Below are 20,903 nucleotides of genomic sequence, written 5' to 3'. Positions count from 1 at the left end.
GCAATCATGAAGAAAATAATAGCAGCTATCATCATAACGGGGTTAATGAGTTCCTGTTCCAAAAGTTTCCTGGAAACATTGCCCATCAATACCATTACAGAGGAAGATTTTTATAAAACACCGGGAGATGCTTACCAGGGACTGGTTTCCGCGTACAGTGTGTTAAACTGGGATGGTTACGGCAATATTGCGCTGACGTCAGAAATTGCATCCGACGATTGCTTTGGCGGCGGTGGCGCTTCCGACAACGGATGGAACCAGTGGGACAAGAGCATTAAAATGAATGATCTCAACAGCGCTGCCTGGAAGAAATACTACACTGGTATTTACCGCGCCAATAAACTGATCCAGAAAATTGAAACGGTAGACTTTAAAGGAGATGATGCTACAAAAAACCGTTACATAGGTGAAGCTCATTTTCTTCGGGCTTACTTTTACTTCGACCTGGTGCGGATGTTTGGTCATGTGCCATTGATCACAACGCCACTGGAACCTGGTAATTACAGCATCCCGCAGGCCAATCCGGACAGTGTATACATGCTGATTGCCAATGATCTGAAAGTAGCCGCAGCGAATATTCCGGCTACGCCTTTTGCCAGCATCCCTTCGGGCGAATATGGCAGGGTTACCAAATGGGCTGCTGAAGCCTTGCTGGGCAGGGTATTCCTGTATTATACCGGCTACTACAGCAAACCTGATATTGCCGGCGTATTTTCACAGGCAGATGCTATTGCCGCCATTGAAGATGTGATCAACAACAGCGGGTACAGTCTTGTTCCAAAATACCGGAACCTGTTCCGTGCTTCCGCTGAAAGCACCACTGACTATGCCGGGCAGAATAACGCAGAAGGCGTGTTTACCATTCAATATACTTACCTCGGTATGGGCGACCAGAACCAGCAGAACGGAAACCGTATGCAGGTGATGATCGGCATCCGCTCGCAGGTGCTGGGACCTTACTACAAAGGATGGGGCGGTGCTACTGTGAATGAAGCGCTCTTTCATTCCTATGCTCCGGGCGACAGCAGGCAAACAGCTTCCATTATTTCTATTGCCGGAGAAGGATTTGCAGATAGTTATAAGCTGGATGACCAGGCGCAATACACCGGCTTCTTCATAAAAAAATATACGCCGCTGAAAGATAAAAATGCAGATGACCTGGGTGGTAGTTTCCAGTGGGACAATTTCGATAACTATATGGTGATCCGTTTTGCAGATGTGTTGCTGATGGGGGCAGAGTTAAATCTCACGGCGAATGCAGGCAAGGCACAGGGTTATATCGACCGGGTGCGCGACCGTGCATTTGGTGATCAAACGCATCGCATTACACTGAGCAGTAAAGCACAGATCATGCAGGAACGCAAGCTGGAACTGGCTTTGGAAGGGCACCGCTACTGGGACCTGCTGAGGCAGGGAATGCCTGCAGCTAAACAGGCAATAGACAATGCTTCTTCCCAGGCGGCTTTCAACGTAAGCTTCCGTCCGGAAACAAATGGTTTGTTTTCTATTCCTGAAACACAGATCAATTTATCAAACGGCACGCTCAAACAAAACACCGGCTGGTGATATTGTCCACTTTAAAAACTACAAAAATGAAACGTCTGCATATATATTTTCTCGGATTAATTACTGCATTATTTTATGCGTGCAGTCCTTACGAAGACAGGATCACCCCGGCAGATCCTGCCGGTATTAAACTGGATTTTTCTGTCACACAAAACCCGGATTACGATAACCAGGTAACGCTGGAAAGCAAAACGAAAGATGTGATTCCATTCTGGGACTATGGTTTTGGTACTACCAAAGAAGCGAAGGCGGTAGTGATCCTGCCTTTTGCGGGCGACTTCTTTGTTAAATATTCGGCTTATGGCACAGGTGGTCCTAAAACAGATTCTGTAAAAGTTACCGTGAGTGCAAACGATCCGAAGTTCTTTGCCAGCAAGCTGTATAATTTACTCACCAATAGCGCCGACGGTAAAACCTGGGTATGGGCCATCGATGTTCCGGGTGGTTATTGTTTTGGTAATGGTCCTGGTGATACCGAAAGGCCGGCATGGTGGACTGTAGGAAAAGCAGGGCTGCAAACCCAGGGTGTGCTGGATGATGAGATGACATTTGATCTCAATAAGAACGCAAATTTTTCCATCACGCATAAAGGTGTTACCACTAAAGGGTCGTTTACGCTGGATACTTTAGCGCAGAAGATCAAGATCAATGGCGCTGATATCAGTTGGGGAAACAACGTGGCCTACAATATTATTAAGCTGAACGCTAATGAAATGACGCTGGTACAGCAAGGTGATGGCTGGCGTAATATCTGGATGTTCAAGCGCAAGGGTTTTGTATTTTAAAAATCCACATTATGGCCCCCGGCGGGAATTTCCCCGCCGGGCTTTTTTAACAATTATTTTATGGAGATGATAAAAGCGTATCACATATATCACAAATAATTAAAATACTCAGTATTAATCAATGCTGTTTTGGTTGTTACCTGTTGCCGGTGCTTTTCAGCCCCGGCTATTTTTTTGGGTATATACTACTTTTCTGCGGATCACTTAATTCGTATTTGGTGATTCTTTTTACTATCTTTCAAGACACAACGCCTCTATGTCATGGAAATAAAAGTTCTGACCGCGCCGGGGCTGGGTAGCTCCGGAAAATTACACTGGCAAACATTATGGGAACAATCTATACCCGGAACAAAGCGGATTGAGCAAACAGATTGGAATGCGCCGGTTTGTGCCAATTGGGTAGCGCAGATAGAGAAGGCCGTAGCAGAGGCCGGGCCGCAGGTAGTCATCGCTGCGCACAGCCTGGCTTGTATTGCACTGGCGCACTGGGCGGGGCAAACAAACAGGAAGATCCGGGGCGCATTGCTGGTGGCGCCGGCAGATGCAGAACGACCGGGATTCCCTGCTGAGGCAACCGGCTTCTCTCCTATTCCATTGGTGAAGTTGCCGTTTGAAACTATTATTGTGGCCAGCACCAATGATCCATTCTGTTCCCTGGAAAGAGCTGCATTTTTTGCCCGTCACTGGGGAAGCCGCTTTGTAAACGCAGGCGCCAAAGGCCATATTAACAGCGAATCCGGGCTGGGAGAATGGCCCGAAGGACAGAACCAGCTGAAGGAACTGGTACAGAACTGGCCAACCCTTTAATGTTGTTACCGCCGGTATTACGCTATTCACTGCCGCAACGCTTAACCTGTAATTTCACTTTTCATTCCACTTTTCCACCTTTTTTTTGAGATCTGAATAGGATATGTTGTTGCCGGAAGTCTTAACTAAATCGATTTTTTTAAATAGATAATTAACATAAAGATAAACACGGCAGCGCCGCCGGCTAACAGGATTATACCACCTTTGCCCGCTGAATCTTTAAAACTACCTTTTACTATACAATGAAAAAAGCACTGTTCATTTTATCCGGTGTAATGATGGTTACCGGGGCATCCGCACAAATAAAGCAGTATACAATGGCGCAGGCGCACTCTCATAATGATTATGAGCGGGCCACTCCTTTTTACGCAGCGGCTTCCCTGCAGTTTGGTTCTATTGAAGCAGATATACACCTGAAGGACGGTATTTTATACGTGGCACATAATGCCAGCGCCATAGAACCGTTCCGCACCTTTAAGGAAATGTACCTGCAGCCTGTGCTCCGGCAGTTTTCTCTTTACAACGGTAAACCCTATGCCGGCAACGCCCCCATGCAGCTGCTGATAGACCTGAAAACAGCAGGCACGCCTACCTTACAGGCATTACAGGAACTGCTCCTTCCCTACCGCAAGTATTTTGATCGCAACACAAACCCTGCTGCCGTAAAACTGGTGATATCCGGCAACCTGCCGCCGATGACAGAATGGGACAAATATGATCCTATCTTCTTTTTTGACGGCCGGCCAGATAGCGTATATCCGGCAGCGTTACAGCCACGCATTGCCATGCTGAGCGTGGATTTTCACGCTTACAGCACCTGGAACGGCAAAGGGACACTGGTACCGGCGGAAATGCAGAAAGTAACCGCCGTCATCAATAAAGCGCATCAGCAGGGATATGCCTTCCGCTTCTGGGGCGCGCCCTCCACCCGGTCCACCTATTACAAACTAATGGACCTCGGCGCCGACTGGATCGGAACAGACCACCCGGAGGAATTGTATGATGTAATGCACAACACAACCCGTACCACCGCTTCCAATATGCCGGTACATGAAGTGTATATCCCTTCCTTTGCATCTGATGCCACACAGGTGCGGTCTAAAAACGTGATCCTGCTGATTGGCGATGGCACCGGCCTGGCGGAAATGTTTTCCGGCTATACTGCCAACAAAGGCGCACTGAACATATTCCAGATGAGGCAACTCGGCTTATCCAAAACCCAATCGACCGACAACTACCACACCGACTCCGCTGCTGGTGGCTCCGCCATGGGCGCCGGCACTAAAACACATAACCGCGCTATCGGGCTCGACAATACCTACGTATCTATACCCCTAATCCCTGAAATACTGGCGCCTAAAGGCATTCAGAGTGGTGTTATCGTCACCGAAGAAATTACCGGCGCCACGCCTGCTTCTTTCTATGGTCATACCGCGGACCGGGATAGCACCTATACGCTGGAAAAACAACTGCTCAGCAGCAAACTGCAACTGGCCGTTGGCGGCGGAAGGGAAGAACTGGAAAAAAACTTCGGCCGGCAGCTGGCCTCCTCCGGCATCCGCATCTACGACAACCTGGATAACTGGGACGCCACTACGAAAAACCGTACGCTCGTGATCCTGAGCAGTAAAGTAGTTACCTCTATGCGCAACGGGCGGGGCAACTACCTGAAAACTGCACTGAAAAAGGCCTTACAGCAACTGAATGCTTCCGGCAAAGGATTTTTCCTGATGGTAGAAGGTTCCCGGATAGATCAAGGCGGGCACCTCAACGACCTGGACTACCTGGTCCGTGAAATGCTCGACTTCGATGAAACAGTAGGAGAAGCCCTCCGCTTTGCTGACCAGGACAAGCAAACCACCGTAATTGTTACCGCTGACCATGAAACCGGCGGCCTCGCCCTGATGGATGGCGATATCGCCAAAGGCTCCTTACGCGGTCATTTTGCCACCAACGACCACACCGGTATCCCGGTAATGGTATTCGCCTACGGACCCAACTCCAACCTGTTCCGCGGCGTTTACGAAAACAACGAGATCTTTCACAAGATGCTCAGATGCTTCGGTAAATAATGCAGCGGAGGAGCGCCTTTGGCGCTTTTAAATTGTCTTGGAGCAGGATTACGCTGATTAACCGTGATTACGCTGATTTTGATTCTGTTTTGATTTTATTTTTTTGATTTTATAAAGGATTAGAGAAGATATAAGCGAATATATCCGCTTATATCTTCTCTAATCTTTTATAAAAATCAAATATAAAATCAGATATAAAATCAAAACAGAATCAAAATCAGCGTAATCACGGTTAATCAGCGTAATCCTGCTCCAAGACAATTTAAAAGCGCCAAAGGCGCACCGCGAAAAAACCGCTCCAACTCTGCGTTTCTTTTTTGTACATTTAAAGGCATTTTAAAATTCCCGACATGTTAGCAAGAATCCTATTGCTGCTTACAGGTGTGTTGTGCCTGCATGCAGCGTTTGCCCAGGAAACCCGGTACATCTATCTTTCAGGCACCGATAAAGATCATACTGTTAACTGGGACTTTCATTGTTCCGGCGGACAACGCCGTGGCAAATGGACAACGATTCCCGTTCCATCCAACTGGGAACAGCAGGGGTTTGGCAGCTATAACTATGGCCATGATAAAGAAAAAGCCAGTGAAGAAGGGCTTTACCGCTACCGTTTCTCCGCACCGGACAACTGGCGCGAACGGCAGGTGAATATTGTATTTGATGGCGTGATGACCGATGCCGAAGTAAAAATCAACGGGCGCCTGGCCGGTGAAATTCACCAGGGCGGCTTTTACCGGTTCCGGTATGATATCAGTAAACTGCTGCGTAACGGCAGCAATCTTCTGGAAGTAAAGGTGAGCAAAATGTCGGCGAATGCAGGCGTAAACCGGGCAGAACGGAATGGCGATTTCTGGGTGCTGGGCGGTATTTACCGGCCTGTTTTCCTGGAAGTGAAGCCATTGATCCATATTGATCACGTGGCCATTGATGCCACCGCCAAAGGCCATTTCTCCGTGCAGGCTTTCACTACCCCATTGCCGGAAGGATACTCTCTCAGCGCGCAGGTGACCACCCTGGCTGGCCAGGCCGTTCAGCAGGCAGTGACCATACCTGCCGCAGCCACCCACCCTGCCGCCTATACGTTGCAGCAACAACTCGACCATCCCGCTACCTGGAGTGCAGAGTTTCCCCAACGCTACCTGGCAGTAGTAGCAATTAAAAAAGATAACCGGACCATACACCGTATCACCCAGCCCTTTGGTTTCAGAACCATTGAAATAAGACCACGGGATGGCATATACGTAAATGATACCAAAGTAATACTGAAAGGCGTAAACCGCCACAGCGCCTGGCCGGAAACAGGACGCACGCTCAGTAAAGAGATCAGCATACTGGACGTGAACCTCATGAAAGACATGAACATGAACGCCGTGCGGATGTCGCACTACCCGCCGGATGAACACTTCCTGGATGTATGCGATTCGCTGGGTTTATTTGTACTGGATGAACTTACCGGCTGGCAGGCCGCCTACGACACCGTAGTAGGACACAAACTTGTAAGAGAACTGGTGGAGCGGGATGTTAACCATCCTTCTATTATTGCATGGGACAATGGCAATGAAGGCGGGTTTAACCGCGCGCTGGATGGCGACTATCACCTGTACGATCCACAGCTCCGTCCCGTACTGCATCCGTGGGAAAGATACAATGGCGTGGACACCAAACATTACCCCAACTTCAACTACCTCGTTAACTCCAGCCTGTACGACCAGGACATTTACCTGCCTACCGAATTTATGCATGGCCTTTACGATGGCGGCATGGGTGCGGGCCTGAACGATTTCTGGGATCGTATACTACAACATCCCCGTGGCGCCGGCGGTTTCCTGTGGGCATTCAGCGACGAAGGACTGGTACGCACCGATAAAAACGGCATCATCGATACAGACGGTAACCACGCCCCCGACGGCATAGTAGGCCCCCACCGCGAAAAGGAAGGCAGCTTCTATGCCATCCGGCAGTTGTGGTCGCCTGTACATATATCCCTGCCCGTTATTACATCCGCCTTCGATGGCCGTATACCGGTGGAGAACCGTTATGACTATACGCCTTTGTCCAGGTGCCGGTTCAGGTGGCAGCTGCTGCGGTTTCCATCTCCCGGAAAAAATAACCAAACAGACACCATTGCCGCGGGCACAATTGCAGCACCGGATCTGGCGCCCCATGCCAAAGGCTTCCTGCAGCTGTCACTTCCAAACGGCTGGCAGGATGCAGACGCATTATATGTCAGCGTAGAAGATGGTTACGGCCGCAATATCCTCACCCGCAGCTGGCCACTACAACCGCCTTCCCGCATTGTACGGCAGTTTCCCGGGGTAAACGGCCGCCTGAATATTGTAACCGATCATGATACACTGGCCGTAGATAACGGTACCGGCACTTATTATTTCAGCCGGACAACTGGTCAACTGCTGCAGATTGTTACTGCCAAAGGCAGGATTTCATTAAGTGGAGGGCCTGTGCTGGCAGGCGTTTCACAGGAACTGAAGGAGTTCAGGCCGGGTACCGATTCCAGTGGTTATTTTATCATCGCCCGTTATGAAGGCAATGGCTACCTCCAGGTAAAGTGGACTTTCAAACCCGGCATCCCGGTACAACTGGATTACAGCTACAGTATCAAAGGCGCTACGCCTTTCAGCGGTATTACGTTCCGGTACCCGGAGGAAAAAGTAACGGGACTGTCGTGGACAGGTGAAGGGCCATACCGGGTATGGAAAAACAGGCTGCAGGGACAGCTGTTCGGTAGCTGGTATAAAGCCTATAATAACACGGTGACGGGGGAAAGCTGGGAGTATCCCGAATTCAAAGGCTACCATGCCAATGTGTACCAGGCCACCTTTCATACGAAGGAGCAGCCATTTACCTTTTATACCGGTAACGAGGGTACGTTTTTACAGGTATTTCATCCGCAGGCGCCAAAGGGAGCCGCTAACAACAATACTACGCCGGCGTTCCCCGACGGGGATATCGGTTTCCTGAGCGCCATTGCGCCCATAGGCACCAAATTCCAGGATGCCGCACAGATGGGACCTGAAAGCCAGGATAATATGATGCTGAACTATACGCCGGTGAAAGGCACTATCTGGATCGGCTTACCGTAAGTTGCCGGGATCTGTTACAAAATTGAGGAAAGCATTGAACTTGGCGTTGTACTTACGTTTATCCAGCTTGAAATAGAAGGCGCCCCGCTTGGAGCTGAGCCGGTCTTTATCTTTTTGTTTGATCAGCAGGCCGGTAGACAAGACCTTACGGCTGAAGTTACGTTTATCGAAAGTAACGTCATACACCGCTTCATACAGCAGCTGTAACTGGGGAATGGTAAACTTCAGTGGCAGCAGTTCAAAAAGGATGGGGTGTATGGCGGCCTTATAGCGGAGTTTCTCCTGGGCCATCTTCACCATTCCGGTATGGTCGAAGATGAGATCGGGCAGCTTATCAAGCGAAATCCATTCTGCATGGTACTCGTCATTGATCTGCAGTTTGTATTGATTGATATCAATGAGGGCAAAGTAGGTGATAGAAACCGTGCGTTCTACCGGGTCACGGGCCGGGTCACCGAAGGCAAACAGCTGTTCCATGTATACCCCTTCCAGGCCGGTGAGCTTCTTCAAAATCCTTGCAGCGGCGGCTTCAAAGCTTTCGTCGGCCTGCACAAATCCGCCCATCAGGCTCCATTTATTCTTTTGCGGTTCAAATCCGCGCTTGATCAGCAGCAGCTTCAGCGCCTCCCCGTCAAAACCGAAAATGATGCAATCGACTGCCACCAGCATCCTTGATTGCCCTGAATAACGTGTCATACCAGCAATTATTTATATAACCCGGCAATTTATGGTTCCCTGCTGACATTAGGAAATTATATTACAATTTTCCTTGTTTATCTAAACAGCTGTTGCAACACAGGATCGGTATAATCCGCCACAAAAGCCCTGATATTATTGTAAGCGGCAAACTCTTCACGTGTATGCATGGTCGTTAACACAATGGCCTCCATACCGGCGTTCAAAGCAGCCTCCACACCTTTGGGCGCATCCTCAAACACAATACAACCGGCCGGTGTCACGTCCAGTAACTGCGCACATTTCAGGAATACTTCCGGGTTGGGCTTGCTGGTAGCCACGTCATCTGCACTGACAATTGCCTTCAGGTAATGCCGGAGATGCAGGTTATCGAGCACATAGTTAATGTTAAAAGTATTGGCAGCAGAACCTATTGCCATCGGGATACCGGCAGCGGCAGCCTTTTCCAGGAAAGCCGGGAGGCCAGCAATCAGCTCAAGGTGAGGCCTGAATGCTTCCTGGTACAATACTTCTTTTTCATGGGCAATTTCCTCCATCTGTTGTGCTGTAAAATGGTCTTTCCCAAAAACACGCACCAACAGTTCCTCATTCTTCCCGTACATGTGGCTTCTTACAATCTCCCGGGGAAGATTGGCGCCCAGCTTATTCAACATGTTGTACCAGCCTTCCAGGTGATACTCCATGTCATTGATCATGGTACCGTTAAGGTCAAACAGAAATGCTTTTTGCTGCTGTGTCATAATGCCTTTTTTTGTAAGGCGCAAAGATACAGGCGAATTTTGTCTTTCTCGCTGATTACGCTGATTATACTGATTTTTGGATTTTACTTTTTTGATTTTTTTATGATTTAATAATTAAGGGAGATAAAAGCGAATATATCCGCTTAAATCCCTTAATCCTTTATAAAATCAAAAAGTAAAATCCAAAAATCAGTATAATCAGCGTAATCAGCGAGAAAGACAAAATCCGCGGAATTACCTATATTTGATACACCAACAGACAAATCCGGCATCTCAAAATAACCTGTCTTTTCAGCAGCTATAGTTATCATTTTCAAATATTATTGTAGTATGGACATTATTCTAAGAAACAACATCCATGTTACCGGTAACCTGGAAAGCCCTCAGACGCTGGTTTTCGCTCACGGATTTGGCATTGATCAAACTTCTTTTTCAAAAGTAATTCCCTCATTTGAACATGATTACAAAATTGTGCTGTTTGATAATGTGGGTGGCGGAAAGGCCGATATAAAAGCGTACAGTCCCAAACGTTATGAGGCTATCAATGGCTACGCTACTGATGTTGCCGGTATTATCCAGGCACTGGATTTGCGGCAGGTGACTTTTGTGGGACATTCGGTAAGTGGTATGACAGGTATGCTCACCAGCATCCACTATCCCGGCATGATTGATAAGCTGGTACTGCTGGGTTCCAGTCCACGCTATCTTAATGATCCGAAAGACGGCTATACCGGCGGGTTTGATCATGCAACGCTGACGAGTTTATTTGAAGCAATGGAAGCAAACTATCACGCCTGGGCTGCCGGCTTTTCAAAAGTAGCTATGCGAAATGAAGACAGACCGGAATTAGCGGCCGCCTTTGCCAAAACCCTGAATGACATCCGTCCGGATATTGCGATCCAGGTAGCCAAAGCCATTTTTTACCTGGACTACCGCGGGGAGCTACCCAAAGTAACACTGCCTGTGCTGGTAGTGCAAACCGCCAACGATATTGCCGTACCGGCCGTAGTGAGTGAGTACCTGGAAGCCAATATTCCCAACAGCCGCCTGACCAAAGTGGAAACAGAAGGGCATTTCCCCCAAATATCGGCGCCAATGGAAGTAGTAGCCGCCATACAATCGTTTCTTTAGTTCATCTTTTCAATTTCATATTGTGAGCACCTGGGAGCACAAAGCTTTAAACTTTATTAATCAAACCGGCAGATGGGATAAGGATAAACATATCTCCTCCTTTCTCGCATTCAGCATCTCCCTGGTAAAAAACCTGACGGAAGCAGACATTGCGCTGCAACTGGAATTTGAAGATGAAGAAACAGCCAAGGTGAAATGTGCCTCTCCCCTTCACCTGAACGATATGGTACTGAACCCTGAACCCATCAAAAAACTACTGTATACACAGGGCTTTAAAACCATTTACTGGCGCGAGATACCGCCTCCAAAAGAGAATGTATTTAAAGAAATACTACTGGCCCTGTCATCTGCCATTATCATCCCGGTAAATACCAGTCCCAATAACAGCCTGCTTATTCTTGGATGGAGTGAGCCACCTTCCTTTGAACCCGGTTTCCTGGAGTGTATAGAAACAATCCGGTTACGGTTGAAAGAAATACTGGTGCAATCCCAGCAACAGATCTATTTCCAACGTATAGCCGTGCGGTTTGCCGCTATCCTTCATACTATTCCGCATGCGCTGGTGTTCATCAACAACGACGGATTTTCCGGGTGGGTAAACCAGGAAGGCGCTGCCCTGCTGGGCCTGTCAGGCCCGGGAGAGCAACTGCCCGCCGTACTTTCAGATGCCATGATGCAACTGCGGAACAAAACATTGAACCTGGAAGCTATTGACAGGGAAGCGATGCACCTGTTTTCTTCCCCCGAAAATTCCATCAGCAACTGGCGGTGGCAAATGGAAAATAAGGTACTGCTGGTATCCTGTTTACCGGTTACCACGCAACAGATCAGCGGAAGATTATGGATTTTTGAAAACGGTGATCAATAACGCTGGCGCCAGAGAAAATAAAAAGTGCTGCCTTCACCCGGCTGGGAATCTACCCATACTTTACCTCCCTGTTCTTCTACCAGCAATTTGAAAATATTAAGACCGATACCGGTGCCTTCTTCTTTTCCTTCGTTGTCCAGCCGCTCAAATAGTTTGAAGATACGGTCGGTGTCACGTTTAGCTACCCCCGGACCATTGTCTTTTACATAAAACTCATAGAACTCTCCTTTGTCAGCTCCTCCAATGGTAATGACGCCGTCCTTCTTGTCGTTATACTTGATAGCGTTGGAAACCAGGTTCTGAAATACCTGCTGCAACTTGAGTTTATTGGTTTCCAGTACCGGCAGGGTGCCCACCGTTTCAATATGGATATTGGCAGGTGGAAATAACAGCTTTGATAACTGTGTTACCAGTTCGTGGACGTTCACCTCTTCAATGGTTTGCTCCATATCGCTTTGCCGGGTATAATCCAGCATAGACGTAATCATTTCTGTGAGGTGATTGGTAGCGCCCAGCACTATTTTCATATACTCACTCAGGTCGGGCGCATTCTGAATGCGTTCATCTTCGTTGATCAGCGCCAGCAAGCCAATAGCGCCCGACAGCGGGGATTTCAGATCATGCGCCACCACATACATAAACCGCTCCAGCTGTTTATTGATCTTTTCCTTTGCGGCCATGGCTTCTTTCAGCTCATATTGGTAGCGGTATAATTTTTCAAATACACTCACTTTTGCGCGGGTAACATTTACGTCGAGGGGCTTCGACAGGTAATCTACCGCTCCTTCTTCAAAGCCCCGCATTACGTATTGCTCCTCTTTATTGATGGCAGTTACAAAAATGATAGAGATGTCTTTTGTTTTAGGATTTGTTTGTAAGAGACGGGCTACTTCATAACCATCCATATCCGGCATTTGTACGTCCAGCATAATAAGACCTATGTCATCATGCCGGAGTACTGTTTTCAATGCTTCATTACCCGAATCAGCCTTTAAGATCTCTCTGTTATCGCCTTCCAGCATATGTTCCAGGGATACGAGGTTTTCTGCTTTATCATCTACCAGCAGTATGGTGAATGTTTTTGGTTTACGCTGCTTCATTTATCGACGTTTATTTTCGTGCTAATATTTCTTAAGTAACGAATGATATCATTAACGGACATGGTCTGAATACCGGAGCAAAGATCCAGGGCAGCCTGGGGCATCGTGTTAAACTCGGCGGTCTGCGGATCCTGTACAATCGCCGTGCCACCGGACGCGGCGATATGGCAAAGTCCTGCTGCACCGTCTTTATTGGCGCCACTAAGCAGTATTCCCACGGCGGCGTTGCCAAAGACAAGGGCCGCACTCTCGAAGCTCAGATCTATAGCAGGCCGGCTGAAATTTACCAGTTCGGAATAGTCCAGCGAAATAGTTCCATCGGCTTCTATCAGAAAATGATAATTTTGCGGGGCCAGGTAAATATGCCCCGGCAATAATAGTTCTTTATCATCCGGTTCTGTAATTTTTTGTTTCCCGGATAGTAAGGTACCCAATTCACTTTGTACATTTTTCAAACGGTGGATAACGATCATCACTGGCATAGGAAATGTTGCTGGCAGCTCTTTGATCAATTTGGTGAGCACTGTCATACTGCCGGCAGAACCGCCAATAACAAGGATCCTGTATGAATGGGGCGTTGTCAGCTTTCTTACATTTTACGCCTGAAAATTTTATTAGCCTGGTTTATTGTTTCAAATTTTGTCCTTTCTTCATTATATAATAGTGATTCTTTAATCCCTAATGCCAGGTAACCTAACGAAGTTAAGCTTTCATAAAATAATTTTACTACCCGGTTCTGCAGTGTTCTGTTAAAATAAATAAAAACGTTCCGGCAACAGATAAGTTGAAATTCATTGAACACCTGGTCTGTCACGAGGTTGTGCTGAAAAAAAATAATGTTGCGCCGCAGGGCCGGGTGGATGATCGCATTATCATAACGTGCCGTATAGTAGTTGGAAAAGTCGTTGATACCGCCGGACCGCATATAATTAGCGGTATACTCTTTCATGTCTTTCAGGGCAATAATCCCGCTTTCTGCTTTGTCCAGGTTGGCTTCATTGATATCTGTGGCGTATATCCTGCAGCGGTCGAGCAAGCCGGCTTCTTCCAGCAATATCGCCATGGAATACACTTCTTCGCCTGTAGCGCAGCCGGCATGCCATACTTTAATGATCGGGTAAGACGCCAGTCGTGGTAGTACCTGCTCCCTCAATACCTTATAAAACGAGGGGTCCCGGAACATTTCGGTTACATTCACCGTGATATACTGCAGCATTTCCCTGAAGAAGTTTTCTTCATTCACCAGGCGGTGTTTCAGTTCAAAGACGCTGTCGATTCCCGCCATGCCGGTAAAGCGGCTGAAGCGGCGCTTCAATGAAGCGCTGGCATAGTCTGAAAAGTCATACCCGTAGCGCTGTTGAATGATCTTCACCAGTTCTGTAAAATCTCCATGACTGATTTCCTCTACCATATAATTTTTATGACAACCATACCCGTAACAGGGAAAGCAGCTTTATATTATCTACGGGTTTGGCGATATAGTCGGATGCACCTGCCTCCAGGCATTTCTGCCGGTCGCCAGCCATTGCCTTGGCAGTGAGGGCAATTACCGGCAATTGCTGAAACCGGGCGTCAGCGCGGATATGTCTCATAGCCTCATAACCATCCATTTCCGGCATCATGATATCCATCAGTACCAGGTCGAGTGTTGGATGCTGTTGCAATACTTCCAGTGCTTCCCGGCCATCGGCGGCGGTGAGCACCGAAATACCCTGTTCTTCCATCAGTGCGCTGATGGAAAAAACATTACGCATATCATCATCTGCCAGCAGCACGGTTTTGCCGGAAAGATTGCCTTCCGTCCAGGTAGTGGCCGTATCTTCTATGTTTGTTTTCTTCTGCAGTTTGTAAAGGAAAAGCTCGAGTTCATCCATCAGCCGGTCGGTGGCATGCGTGGAGTTGCGCACAATAGCAGAAGCATACTTTTTCAGCTGTTGCTCTTCGCTGCCGGTAATATCCTGGTCGAGGTACACAAGGAGCGGCGTATCACCTGATTCGGGGATCTGCGTCAGCGCTTCCAGTTGTTGTAAACCGGCCTGGAGGTCCTTACCAATTTCCACTATTACTGCATCATACTTTGTTCCGGCGAGCAACGCCTGCGCCTCCGGAATGCCTGCGGCAATATCATACCTGCTGCCAAGATTCCTTTCGGCACTCATGGTTTCAAGTGTGGCGCCTGCGCTCAGCGGTCCTACCGACACCAGCAGTACTTTTTTCAGCCGTGCTTGCAGTTGTGCGCTGATGCTGGTGAATACTGCTTCAAGGTCGCTCAGTTCAAGCGGCTTCCTCGTATAGCCATGTATGTTATCTTCCTTAATAGCCTGTATATCTGCGCCGGTTACAACGTGTACAAGGATTTTACTCAATTCCTCACTGCTTTTGAGGATTTTGAGAATGCTGCTGCCGTCAATTACCGGCAGGTTCATATCCAGGATAATGGCTACCGGCAAAAATTTGCGGGCATAGGCCAGTCCGTCCTGCCCGTTATGCGCCACGATGGTTTTAAATCCCTTGTTACGGGCAAAGTCGCGCAGGATATCCGCAAAATGAACGTCGTCTTCAATAATCAGGATCAGTTTATCCTGTTTGGTGAGGTTATCGCGGTCGTCGTTCACAGCAACGGGAGATTGTATCTGCGGGGCAATGTCCTTTACCGGTGTTACCGGCACTGCGCCCGGTATGGTAGCGTTTACCGGTAATACAATGGTGAAAGTGCTGCCGGTAGGGCCGCTGTGATCGAGGCGGAGCGCTCCATGCAGCAGCTGCGTCAGTTCCCGGCTGATGCTCAGGCCAAGGCCGGTGCCACCGTACTTACGGCTGGTACTGCCATCTCCCTGGTGAAAGGCGTTGAATATCAGCTCCTGCTTGTCTGCCGGTATACCCGGACCGGTATCTGTAACGCTGATACAGAGTGTGCCGGGAGTGCTTACATAGAGGGAAAGACTGACCACGCCTCCTGCTGGTGTAAATTTAAATGCGTTTGACAGCAGGTTGCGGACTACCTGTAACAGCCGGAGTTTATCGGTATGGATAGCTGCAGGAACATCCGGCGCTAAATTTTTGGCGAAGGAAATCTGCTTCTCGTGCGACACCACATCGAACAGGTCGGAAAGGTCGTCCACAATGCTCTGCACCGGCACATTTTCAAATTCCATCTCTACTTTACCGGCTTCTATTTTAGACAGGTCCAGTACATCGTTGATCAGGTGCAGCAGGTCGGAACCGGATTTATAGATGATACCGGCATACTCCACTTGTTTTCCTGTGAGGTTTTTATCTTTGTTTTCCTGCAACATTTTCGCCAGGATGAGCACACTGTTCAGTGGGGTTCTCAGTTCGTGGGACATGTTGGCGAGGAACTCTGATTTATAACGGTTGCTGGCTTCCAGTTCAGTAGCCTTGAGGGAAAGCGCTCCCCTGGCCATTTCCAGGTCTTTATTTCTTTCTGTTATTTCTGCGTTTACCTGCCGCAGTTCTTCTTCCTGCACCTTTAGTTCTTCTTCAGATGCCTGTAATACTTCCGACTGCCTGCTCAGTTCCTCATTCGACTGCCGCAGTTCTTCCTGCTGGCTGATCAGGATTTCCCTTTGTTCCTGTACCTGTTGAAGCAGATGCAGGATCTTTTCACGGGCATTGGCTGCATTAACGGCAACGGCTATATCTTTTGACAATACTTCCAGCAACCGCAATTGTAAAGGCGTTACTTTCCGGAAAGAGGCGAGTTCAATAACGCCCAGCAATTCATTTTCTATCCACAGTGGCATCATTACCAGGGAGCCTGGCTGAAGGTGTCCGCTGGAAGAGTTCAGTTGCCAATAGTTAGCCGGCACGTCGCTGATAACGAGGATCTCCTTTCCGGAGACGGCTGTTCCCAGGAAACCGTCGTTCAGTGACACCGCCTGTGGAATAGCAGCAGGCATGCTAACAGCAGCGTACAAACGAAGATCCTGGTATTTATCGTCGTAGCAATAGAAGGCGCCTGCCGTAAAATCCGCGAATGCAGTAAGGGTATGCAGGCATTTCCGTACCAGCTCATCGCGGTTATTCACGCCCTGGAGGCTGTCGTTCATATTATTGACGCCAGTCAGCATCCAGTTCTTTTCATTGGCAGCGGCGTTGATTTCCACCACTTCATCCAGTTTGCGGTTCAGCGCCTGTTGCACGCGCAGACGGCGTTTAAACTCTGCGTAGGTGACTCTCATGAGGATAGAACCTACCAGCAGGATGAATGCATTGTTGATCAACAGGGTTCTGACAGCTTTGGTAAAAGAACTGCTTTTTACGTTCTCGCGAACAGCCAGCAAACGGCGTTCCTCTCCATTTACCTTGCCTACCTGTGCCCGCACCCTGTCCATCAACAGCGTTTCTTTTTCTGTAATGTCCCCATTCTGTTCGAAGCGTTGCTGTACTAAGGTATGATCCAGTACATTCCAGTAGCTGAGCAGGGCATTGATATTATCTTCCAGGGAGTCTATATTTTTTAGCTGGTTCGGGTTGTCCGCTACCATGGTACGCAGATCGTTTACGGCGGGCGGCACTTTGGGAAGCGCCAGCTCATAGGGTTGCAGGAATTTTTTATTAAAAGTGCCCCGGAAACCCCTGCGGGAAGCTTCCATATCAAATAATAAACGCTGTACCCTTTCGGAACCATTGAGTACGCGATAAGTGTGCTGTACCCATCCCGCCTCTTCTGTTTGCTCGGTAAACGTTTGCCACGTTAAAAATCCGCCGAGTAAAACAAGCAATACAATAACGGCAAATCCGAGGTACAGTCTGTTAACTAATGAAATCTTCATATAATATTAATTCCTTAATATAGCATAAAAATACCTAAATGCACTCACATTCAATACCTTTGGGGGGAGCAATAAATCTGTTTAAACAGTAATGTAACCATTTGTTTTTATCAATGGAAAACTATTCATTTATTTTTAAAGTATATATCCATATAACATCAGCCATTTCAAATACCACGAAGCGCATCTTTAGAAAACACAATAAAAGTATCACCCTGCCGAACAATTAAATATCAGTTTTGTTTAGCGGATTAAATTCAGCCACGATGAGTAAAATTTTGTTAGTAGAAGATGATGAGATAATGCCCAAAATAGTGGCAAGGATTCTCCCTTCTGCAGAGTATGAGCTGGACCACGTATCAAACGGAAAAGAAGCATTTGAAAAACTGGAAGCCACCAATTACGGTTATGACCTGATCATTACGGATATTATGATGCCGTATGCCAACGGGTTTGAAATTCTGAGCCGGGTAAAGAGCCAGCCCAGGCCGATCCCGGTGATTATTGTTTCCAATGCCGGTAACGAAGACATGATCATGGAGGGCTTTAAACTGGGAGCAGATGATTTCCTGAAGAAGCCGATCATACCTGCAGAATTACTGATCAGGGTCAAAAGATTGTTAATGAAGAATAAATAGCTGCATGTTCGATATACCCATTCCTGCTTTCCTGGATCCCGCGCTCAGCACATTCAGGGAAGCGCCATTGGCCATCAGGCTGGCAATGATATTTATTATAGTGGCTGTCCTGGTTACCCTGCTGGCTTATCTTTCTATATTAAGAAGCCGGTTCCTGGGGCATCAGCGGAGAAAAAGACTGGATTACCTGCTCCCAAAGATCGATAACCTGATCATTGATGAGATCATGGCTAATCCCGAAGTAGCCGCAGGCACACCGGCCAGCCAGATACAGCTGAACCTGGATGGATTCCAGGAACTGCCTTTACATAAGAAATGGGCCAGGCAGGCTACCACGGACCGCATTATACATTTCCGCCGCAATGTAGGAGGCAATGCCGGCCACCTGCTGCGCAACCTGTACATCCAGCTGGAACTGAGCAAGGATACCATGAAGCAGATGAAGTCGCCCAAATGGGCCCGGAAAGTACGGGCACTGACAGAGTTCATCGACATGGATATCCCCGTGGCAGATGTAACCATTCTACCATTAACGAATAGCCGTAACCGTGAGTTACGTGCCGCCGCGCGGCATGCGTATATCAAGCTCAGTAAAAATGAGCCCTTTAAATTCTTTGATGTGGTAACCGATCCCCTGCTGATGTGGGACCAGGTGGAATTATTCCGGATCATTACCACTACGGAAGATATCTCCATTCCCAACTTCGCCAGGTGGGTCACCTACTCTTCCAATAAAAGCGTGGTTTCTTTTTGCCTGAAACTGATCGTTCATTATAACCAGCTGCCCGCTGTACCTGCAGTAACCCAGCTGCTGGACACGAAAGATCATTACCTGCGCGCAGACGCCATTAATTGTCTTGGTAAACTAAAGGTCCCCGACGTGGAAGACAGGCTGGTATCCATGTACAGCAGCCAGCCACTGCAATGCCAGATCGAAATACTGAAGGCCATAGGCCGCATCAGCAGCGGACGTCAGATCGACTTCCTGAAGCAGGAATTCCTGCATTCTACCAACTTCGATCTGCGCAAAGCTGCCGCCAAATCCCTGGTACGAAACAACCAGCTAGCCGGCAACGTAATACAGGAACTGCTGGAAACCGCTAATCGCGAAAACCTGCTGATACTGAAGCATTGTATGAACCCTTTAATTAAATACTGATGGAGGGCATTTTATCATGGCTGGGCAGGGCCTACGAAAATACACTTTTCGTATATGGGTTGGTTTTACTACTGGTATACGCCTTACTGGCCCTGCTGTCGATGCTGGCTATCCGCCATTACACCCGGAAAAGCACCCAACATCAGCTCGACATACTGGCCAGCTCGCCGATGGCGCCTGGTCTTACTATCCTTGCACCTGCCTTTAATGAAGGCCTCACCATTATTTCCAATGTGCGGTCGCTCCTTACGCTCAACTATCCACGCTATGAAATCATTATCATCAACGATGGCAGCACCGATAATACCATGGAACAGCTGGTCTCGGAATTCAGGATGGTGGCGGTGGACTTTGCCTATAACCCCAGGATACTGACGCAACCTGTGCGGAAGATCTATAAATCCACTGACCCCGCTTATTCTGCCCTGATGGTGATTGATAAAGTGAATGGTAAAAGTAAAGCTGATGCCGTGAATGCGGGGATCAACATCGCCACGTTTAAGTATTTTGTTTGCACCGATGTTGACTGTATCCTTCATAAAGATACCTTGCTGGAACTGGCGCTGCCGGTAATGCAGGAAGAAAAAAGAAAGGTGATTGCCGTTGGCGCCACTTTGCGCATCGCCAACTCATCCGACTTTGACGAAGGAGTGCTGATCCGTATGCGGCCTCCCCGGCAGCTGCTCCCCCGCTTCCAGGAGGTGGAATATATCCGTTCCTTCGTATTGGGGAAAATGGGCTGGAGCTATATTAATTGTGTACCCAACGTTTCCGGCGGACTGGGTTTATTTGATAAAGAAGTAGCCACCCGCTGCGGAGGCTATGACCACAGCTCTTTCGGGGAAGATATGGAATTGCTTACCAGGATGTGCCGCTATGCACACGACAATCAGATTGACTATGCAGTGAAGTATATTCCCAAAACCCTCTGCTGGACGGAAGGACCGGCTTCTGTAAAAATATTCAGCCGGCAGCGCACCCGCTGGGCGCGCGGACTGGCTCAACTAATGTATGCCCATTTCAGTATGTTCCTGAATCCCCGCTATGGAAAAATGGGACTGATCGTATTTCCTTTTAACTTCTTCTTTGAATTACTGGCGCCTTTGGTAGAGTTCAGTGGTGTCATTATTTATATATACCTCGCCGTAACCGGCCAGGTAAACTGGCCTTATGCATCGTTGCTGCTGCTTTTCGTATATACATACGCCGTTATGATCACCACTATCGCTATCCTATGGGATCAGCTTTCTTTTGGTTATTATAAGAAGTGGTGGGAGGTAGCCTATTTGTGCCTGACACCTTTTATGGAGTTTTTACTATATCATCCGCTCATTGTATTTTTTTCCCTGCGGGGATATTATTATTTCCTGACGGGCAAAAAAAGTACGTGGGGAAATATGCAGCGGCAAGGCTTTGGAAAAAAGAAGAAATAAAGAAAACAGTG

Annotated in this window: 17 protein-coding genes; 10 read left to right on the top strand and 7 right to left on the bottom strand. The window is 48.1% G+C overall.

Going from position 1 to position 20,903, the window contains the following annotated elements; all coding sequences use genetic code 11:
* The first annotated feature begins 6 nt into the window (after window positions 1–6).
* From QFZ51_RS14045 to QFZ51_RS14025, 5 genes are all read left to right on the top strand, one after another.
* The gene (locus QFZ51_RS14045; RefSeq protein ID WP_429046605.1) at window positions 7–1,566 is read left to right on the top strand and encodes a RagB/SusD family nutrient uptake outer membrane protein; all 1,560 of its coding nucleotides are present in this window, start codon (window positions 7–9) and stop codon (window positions 1,564–1,566) included.
* Window positions 1,567–1,592: 26 nt separating this feature from the next.
* Window positions 1,593–2,351 (top strand): hypothetical protein, encoded by a 759-nt coding sequence (locus QFZ51_RS14040; RefSeq protein WP_429046604.1) that lies wholly within the window; start codon window positions 1,593–1,595, stop codon window positions 2,349–2,351.
* Window positions 2,352–2,612: 261 nt separating this feature from the next.
* Window positions 2,613–3,158: an RBBP9/YdeN family alpha/beta hydrolase gene (locus QFZ51_RS14035; RefSeq protein WP_429046603.1), complete on the top strand. Its 546-nt coding sequence runs from the start codon at window positions 2,613–2,615 to the stop codon at window positions 3,156–3,158.
* Between the two features lie 242 nt (window positions 3,159–3,400).
* A complete protein-coding gene (locus QFZ51_RS14030; protein WP_429046602.1) occupies window positions 3,401–5,230 on the top strand; it encodes an alkaline phosphatase in 1,830 nt (609 codons plus the stop codon).
* A gap of 350 nt (window positions 5,231–5,580) precedes the next feature.
* Window positions 5,581–8,331 (top strand): glycoside hydrolase family 2 TIM barrel-domain containing protein, encoded by a 2,751-nt coding sequence (locus QFZ51_RS14025; RefSeq protein WP_429046601.1) that lies wholly within the window; start codon window positions 5,581–5,583, stop codon window positions 8,329–8,331.
* Here the strand turns inward: QFZ51_RS14025 and QFZ51_RS14020 are convergent.
* The 3 genes from QFZ51_RS14020 to QFZ51_RS14010 form a co-directional block, all read right to left on the bottom strand.
* The gene (locus QFZ51_RS14020; RefSeq protein WP_370911295.1) at window positions 8,323–9,027 is read right to left on the bottom strand and encodes an NUDIX hydrolase; all 705 of its coding nucleotides are present in this window, start codon (window positions 9,025–9,027) and stop codon (window positions 8,323–8,325) included. The genes QFZ51_RS14025 and QFZ51_RS14020 overlap by 9 nt on opposite strands.
* 77 nt (window positions 9,028–9,104) lie before the next feature.
* Complete coding sequence (locus tag QFZ51_RS14015) at window positions 9,105–9,767, bottom strand: HAD family hydrolase (protein WP_429046600.1); 663 nt, start codon at window positions 9,765–9,767, stop codon at window positions 9,105–9,107.
* A gap of 152 nt (window positions 9,768–9,919) precedes the next feature.
* Window positions 9,920–10,078, bottom strand: a complete 159-nt coding sequence (locus tag QFZ51_RS14010; RefSeq protein WP_429046599.1) for a hypothetical protein — start codon at window positions 10,076–10,078, stop codon at window positions 9,920–9,922.
* 19 nt (window positions 10,079–10,097) lie between these two features.
* Here QFZ51_RS14010 and QFZ51_RS14005 point away from each other — a divergent pair, with 19 nt between their 5' ends.
* Window positions 10,098–10,898, top strand: coding sequence for an alpha/beta fold hydrolase (locus QFZ51_RS14005; RefSeq protein WP_429046598.1), 801 nt, complete (start codon window positions 10,098–10,100; stop codon window positions 10,896–10,898).
* A 22-nt stretch (window positions 10,899–10,920) separates the two neighbouring features.
* Window positions 10,921–11,766 (top strand): hypothetical protein, encoded by an 846-nt coding sequence (locus QFZ51_RS14000; protein WP_370911293.1) that lies wholly within the window; start codon window positions 10,921–10,923, stop codon window positions 11,764–11,766.
* Here QFZ51_RS14000 and QFZ51_RS13995 read toward each other — a convergent pair.
* Genes QFZ51_RS13995 through QFZ51_RS13980 form a run of 4 tightly spaced genes read right to left on the bottom strand, consistent with a single transcriptional unit; the run spans window position 11,760 to window position 17,662 of the window.
* Entirely contained in the window at window positions 11,760–12,866 is a 1,107-nt protein-coding gene (locus QFZ51_RS13995; protein WP_429046597.1) for a sensor histidine kinase, read from the bottom strand. The genes QFZ51_RS14000 and QFZ51_RS13995 overlap by 7 nt on opposite strands.
* On the bottom strand, window positions 12,863–13,417 hold the full coding sequence (locus QFZ51_RS13990) for a chemotaxis protein CheB (protein ID WP_429051589.1): 555 nt from the start codon (window positions 13,415–13,417) through the stop codon (window positions 12,863–12,865). Before QFZ51_RS13990 ends, QFZ51_RS13995 begins: the two co-directional genes overlap by 4 nt.
* 38 nt (window positions 13,418–13,455) lie before the next feature.
* Window positions 13,456–14,277, bottom strand: a complete 822-nt coding sequence (locus QFZ51_RS13985; protein WP_429046596.1) for a CheR family methyltransferase — start codon at window positions 14,275–14,277, stop codon at window positions 13,456–13,458.
* A 7-nt stretch (window positions 14,278–14,284) separates the two neighbouring features.
* Complete coding sequence (locus QFZ51_RS13980) at window positions 14,285–17,662, bottom strand: response regulator (RefSeq protein WP_429046595.1); 3,378 nt, start codon at window positions 17,660–17,662, stop codon at window positions 14,285–14,287.
* Between the two features lie 266 nt (window positions 17,663–17,928).
* Here QFZ51_RS13980 and QFZ51_RS13975 point away from each other — a divergent pair, with 266 nt between their 5' ends.
* From QFZ51_RS13975 to QFZ51_RS13965, 3 genes are read left to right on the top strand one after another with little or no spacing between them, the layout of a single operon-like run.
* Complete coding sequence (locus QFZ51_RS13975) at window positions 17,929–18,300, top strand: response regulator transcription factor (protein ID WP_370911289.1); 372 nt, start codon at window positions 17,929–17,931, stop codon at window positions 18,298–18,300.
* Between the two features lie 4 nt (window positions 18,301–18,304).
* A complete protein-coding gene (locus tag QFZ51_RS13970) occupies window positions 18,305–19,459 on the top strand; it encodes a HEAT repeat domain-containing protein (RefSeq protein ID WP_429046594.1) in 1,155 nt (384 codons plus the stop codon).
* Complete coding sequence (locus QFZ51_RS13965) at window positions 19,459–20,892, top strand: glycosyltransferase (RefSeq protein WP_429046593.1); 1,434 nt, start codon at window positions 19,459–19,461, stop codon at window positions 20,890–20,892. Before QFZ51_RS13970 ends, QFZ51_RS13965 begins: the two co-directional genes overlap by 1 nt.
* The last annotated feature ends 11 nt before the right edge of the window (window positions 20,893–20,903 follow it).

It is taken from the genome of Chitinophaga sp. W3I9 (assembly GCF_050434025.1).
Classification (GTDB): domain Bacteria; phylum Bacteroidota; class Bacteroidia; order Chitinophagales; family Chitinophagaceae; genus Chitinophaga.
Note: the sequence above shows the minus strand (reverse complement) of the source record. Positions and strands in the feature narration are given on the sequence as shown.